Below are 4,672 nucleotides of genomic sequence, written 5' to 3' on the forward strand. Positions count from 1 at the left end.
TAGGAGACGCAGGCGATCTTGGCCGTAGGCGAATCCGGCAACGGCACGGGCCGGCCCAGCAGGTACCAGTAGCCGGCGCCGAACATCGCGGCGGCGATGAGGACGATCCAGGCGAGCGGGCGAGCGAATCGCGCGAGGGCGGTTTGGGGCGGCATGCCGTTCCAGGATGAGCACGGGAAAACCCCGCAAGCTTAGCCGCCAGGGCGGTTCCACGCGATGGTGGGCGCAGTTTTTCGTTCATCCGGCCTGCGCACGTCCTTCCCTTACAATGTTGCGGACGTCTACGTGAAGGAATCCCGATGGCTCACGCGTTCCGCCGCCTGGCCGGCCTTGTCCTCGCCGCCTGCGCCATGGGTGCAAGCCTGCATGCCCGCGCCGAAGGCACCGAGGCCCAGCGCACCCGTTTCCGCCAGGCCTATGCCACCGCCGCGCAGCAGGGCGGTGATGCGTGGCGCGCCCAGGCCGCGGGCCTCGAGAGCTACTCGATCTACCCCTACATCGAAGCCGCCGCGCTGACCCACGACCTGCGCACGCTGGATAGCGCGCGCGTGCAGGATTACATCCGCCGCTACCCGGGCATGATCCCAGCCGCGGACCTGCGCCGCGATTTCCTCGGCGAACTCGCACGGCGGAAGGACTGGCCGTCGTTCACCGCGATGTACCAGCCGGGCCTGGGTGATTCGCTGGCCTGCTACAACCTGCAGGCGAAGCTCTCGCGTGGCGAACCGCTGGTGTTCGAAACCGACATGGCCGACCTGTGGCGCAAGGCCAGCCTGCCCAACAGTTGCGACCCGGTGATCGCCGCGGCGCATGACCAGGGGCTGTTGACCAACGACCGCCTGTGGTCGCGGATCGACATCGCCGCCGACGCCGGCAAGGGTGGCACCGTCGCCTCGCTCGCGCAGTGGCTTTCGCCCGACGACATGGCGGCCGGCCAGCACCTTGGCCAGGCCCTGAACGATCCGGCGACCGCCGTGCGCGATGCGGCGAACTGGCCCGACACCCCGCGCCACCGCCAGGCGGTGACGCTCGCCCTGCAGCGGCTGGCGCGCAAGCAGTCCACAGCCGCGGATACGGCTTGGGCGCAGCTGGGCCCGCGCTTCGCATTAACCGAGCAGCAGCGTGGGGCCATCCAGAACGCCATCGCGCTGTTCCACGCCACCGATTTCGACGAGACCGCGCTGGAGCGTCTTGCCGCACTGCCCCCGGGCGCCCAGACCGACGCCACCCGCGAATGGCGTGTGCGCGTGGCCCTGGCCCGGCAGGACTGGACGGCAGCGCTGAGCGCACTCGATGCGCTGGGCACGACGCAGAAGGAAGACGGTGAGTGGCGTTATTTCCGCGCCGTGGTGCTCGCCCACCTCGGCCGCCAGGCCGATGCCACCACGCAACTGCGCTCCGTTTCGCAGGAGGCCACGTATTTCGGCTTCCTCGCCGCCGACAAGCTCAACACGGGCTACGCGATCTGCCCGAGCAGCATGGCCACGGACGAAGCGCGTGAAGCCGCCCTGCTCAGGGAGCCCGGCCTGGACCGTGCGTTCGAACTGTATGCGGTGGGCCTGCAGAAAATCGCGCGCCGTGAATGGACGGCCGCACTGAACGGCCGCGACACCGAGACCCAGCGCCTCGCTGCCGACCTCGCTTTCCGCAAGGGCTGGTACGACCGCGCGGTGTTCACGCTTTCCTCGGGCGATGCGCTGCGCCTGTATGAGCAGCGTTTCCCGCTCGCTCGACAGGATGGCGTAGTGGAACAGGCCACGCAGGCCGGTATCGAGGCGCCGTGGGCTTACGCGATCATCCGCGCCGAGAGTGCCTGGATGAGCGATGCCCGCTCCGGCGCCGATGCGCGCGGCCTCATGCAGCTGCTGCCCGGCACCGCCGCCAATGTCGCGAAGAAGAATGGCCTGGGCTGGTCCGGTGGTGAGAGCCTGTACGAGCCGACCACCAACATCATCCTCGGCACGCGTTATCTCTCGGAGATGGCGCAGCGCTTCAATGGCGCGCCATGGCTGGCGTGCGCGGCGTACAACGCCGGCCCATACAAGGTGGACCAGTGGGTCGATGCGCGCGGCACGCTGGATCCGGAACTGTTCGTCGTCAGCATCCCGTACAAGGAGACCCGCGAATACGTCGCGCGGGTGATGGCCTTCGCGGTGATCTACGACTGGCGGCTCAATGGCAATGCGCTGCCGATCAGCACGCGCATGACCCGGATCGGTTCGCCGTACACGCTGCCGGCACCCGGCGCGGTGCGCAAGCCGGTGACCTGCCCCGCCCCGGCGGTCGCCAAACCGGCGCCGCCGTCGACGCCTGCCGTGCTCGAACCTGCGCCCGCAGCCGCGTCTTCGGCGCCCGCGGCGCAGGAACCCAAGGACGCATCGCAACCCTGACCTCCCGGAGGTGGCCGCCATGAAAGCCCAGCGCATCGTGATCCTCGGTGGCACCGGTTTTGTCGGTAGCGCGCTGGTGCCGCGGCTGGCAGCGGCGGGGCATGACCTGCTGCTTCTTTCACGGAACCGGCAGGCGCGGCGGCACGCGACGGTCGGGCGGCAGGTCACCGTGGCGACCGCGGATGTCCACGACCCTTCGGTCTTGCGCAAGCACTTCGCCGATGCCGACACGGTCATCAACCTGGTCGGCATCCTCAACGAGAGTGGGCGCAACACGTTCGAGCGCGTCCACGTCGCGCTCACCCGCTCGGTCATCGATGCCTGCCACGCCACGGGCGTGCACCGCCTGCACCAGATGAGTTCGCTCAAGGCCGGCCAGGGCGCTTCGGCCTATCTGCGCACGCGCGGTGAGGCGGAGGCGCTGGTGAAAGGCTCGACGCTCGACTGGACGATCTACGAGCCGAGCACGCTGTTCGGCCCCGGCGACGGACTCGTCAGCCGCTTCGACGCCCTGCTGCGCGTAGCGCCCGCGATGCCGCTGCCACGGCCCGACGCGAAGATCGCGCCGGTCTACGTCGGAGACGTAGTCGAGGCGATGGCACGCAGCGTCGCCGATCCCGCGGTCTCCCTGCTGCAGACCTTCGAACTCTACGGCCCCGAAGTCTGGCGGCTGGTCGACCTGGTCCGCGCCATCCGCGACACGCGCGGCCGGCGCCGCCTGGTGCTGGCGCTTCCCGATGCGCTTGGCCGCCTACAGGCCACGGTGGCGCAGTTCGCGCCCGGCAAGCCATTTACGCCCGATAATTTCCGCACCCTGCAGACCGATTCCGTCGGCACGGTTGACGGCCTCGCCCGGCTCGGTATCGTGCCGCAATCGCTCTCGGCCTGGCTTCCACGCCTGCTGAGCCAGCCGGTACGCCAGCGCCGCCTCGATGAGGCGCGCAGCCGCCGGCGCAACTGATCCTTCGGAACCCGGTAACCCATGGAGATCTACCTCGTCGGCGGCGCTGTCCGTGACCAACTGCTCGGCCGCCCGGTCGTGGACCGCGACTGGGTGGTGGTGGGCGCGACGCCGGAAGAGATGCTGGCGGCGGGCTACCGCGCGGTAGGCAAGGATTTCCCTGTGTTCCTGCACGGCGACAGCAAGGAGGAATACGCCCTCGCCCGCACCGAGCGCAAAACCGGGCGCGGCTACCACGGCTTCGCGTTCCATGCGGAGCCGACGGTCACCGTCGAGCAGGACCTGGAGCGACGCGACCTGACCATCAACGCCATCGCCCAGCACGATGACGGACGCCTGGTCGACCCATACGGTGGCGTGGGGGATATCAAGGCACGGCTGCTGCGGCATGTTTCGGCCGCGTTCGTGGAAGATCCCGTGCGCGTGTTGCGCGTCGCGCGTTTCGCCGCGCGCTATGCACCGCTGGGATTCCGCGTGGCCGATGAAACGATGGCGCTCATGCGGCGCATGGTCGAAGAAGGTGAAGTCGACCACCTGGTGCCCGAGCGTGTCTGGGCCGAAACGCGCACGGCACTCGCCGAACCCATGCCCGACGTGTTCATTCGCGTCCTGCGCGATTGCGGCGCGCTGCGCGTGCTGTTCCCGGAAGTGGACGCGCTGTACGGCGTACCGCAGCGGGCGGAATTCCATCCGGAGGTGGATACCGGCATCCATATCGAAATGGTGCTGCGCGCCGCGGGGACCCTGGCGACGGGTGATGCGCTGGTGGGCTACTGCGCACTCACCCACGATCTTGGCAAGGCACTGACGCCCGCCGACGTGCTGCCGCGGCACATCATGCACGAGCAGCGCGGGATCGAGCCGGTGCAGGCGATGTCCGCGCGATTGAAAGTGCCCGTCGAATACGCCTTCATGGCCGAGATGGTCTGCAAGCACCACCTCAACGCCCACCAGGCGTTCGAACTGAAGGCCACCACCGTGCTGCGCCTGCTCGAATCGCTTGGAGCGCTACGCCGGCCCGAGCGGCTCGAGACCTTCCTCCTCGCCTGCATGGCTGACAAGCGCGGCCGGCTGCACCACGAAGACGATGCGTACCCCCAGGCGGACTACCTGCGCGCCTGCCGCGAGGCCGCCGCAGGCATCACGTCAAAGCCGTTCGTCGACAAAGGCCTGGAAGGCCCCGCCATCGGCGAAGCGATGAAGAAGGCCCAGGCCGAAGCCATCGCAAAGGTCGCGAAGCCAGCGTAGGCGCTGGCCAGCCTCTGATCTGTGGGAGTGGGGGTTGGGGCCGATGGGTGCCGGGGACCCCAACGTCGCCACC

At 68.9% G+C, this 4,672-nt stretch carries 3 protein-coding genes; all 3 read left to right on the forward strand.

Annotation, left to right across the window (positions count from 1 at the left end; all coding sequences use genetic code 11):
• Positions 1-299: 299 nt before the first annotated feature.
• Genes ACTHLF_RS21060 through ACTHLF_RS21070 form a run of 3 tightly spaced genes read left to right on the forward strand, consistent with a single transcriptional unit; the run spans position 300 to position 4,599 of the window.
• Positions 300-2,390 (forward strand): transglycosylase SLT domain-containing protein, encoded by a 2,091-nt coding sequence (locus ACTHLF_RS21060; RefSeq protein WP_440330162.1) that lies wholly within the window; start codon positions 300-302, stop codon positions 2,388-2,390.
• Positions 2,391-2,409: 19 nt separating this feature from the next.
• The gene (locus ACTHLF_RS21065; protein WP_440330164.1) at positions 2,410-3,351 is read left to right on the forward strand and encodes a complex I NDUFA9 subunit family protein; all 942 of its coding nucleotides are present in this window, start codon (positions 2,410-2,412) and stop codon (positions 3,349-3,351) included.
• A 21-nt stretch (positions 3,352-3,372) separates the two neighbouring features.
• Positions 3,373-4,599, forward strand: coding sequence for a multifunctional CCA addition/repair protein (locus ACTHLF_RS21070; RefSeq protein WP_440330166.1), 1,227 nt, complete (start codon positions 3,373-3,375; stop codon positions 4,597-4,599).
• Positions 4,600-4,672 lie beyond the last annotated feature (73 nt).

It is taken from the genome of Luteibacter sp. (assembly GCF_051958795.1).
GTDB lineage: Bacteria > Pseudomonadota > Gammaproteobacteria > Xanthomonadales > Rhodanobacteraceae > Luteibacter.

Excerpts from the sequence above, each read along its gene's own strand:
- ACTHLF_RS21060 (WP_440330162.1), top strand. The coding sequence starts at position 300 with ATGGCTCACGCGTTCCGCCGCCTGGCCGGCCTTGTCCTCGCCGCCTGC.
- ACTHLF_RS21065 (WP_440330164.1), top strand. The coding sequence starts at position 2,410 with ATGAAAGCCCAGCGCATCGTGATCCTCGGTGGCACCGGTTTTGTCGGT.
- ACTHLF_RS21070 (WP_440330166.1), top strand. The coding sequence starts at position 3,373 with ATGGAGATCTACCTCGTCGGCGGCGCTGTCCGTGACCAACTGCTCGGC.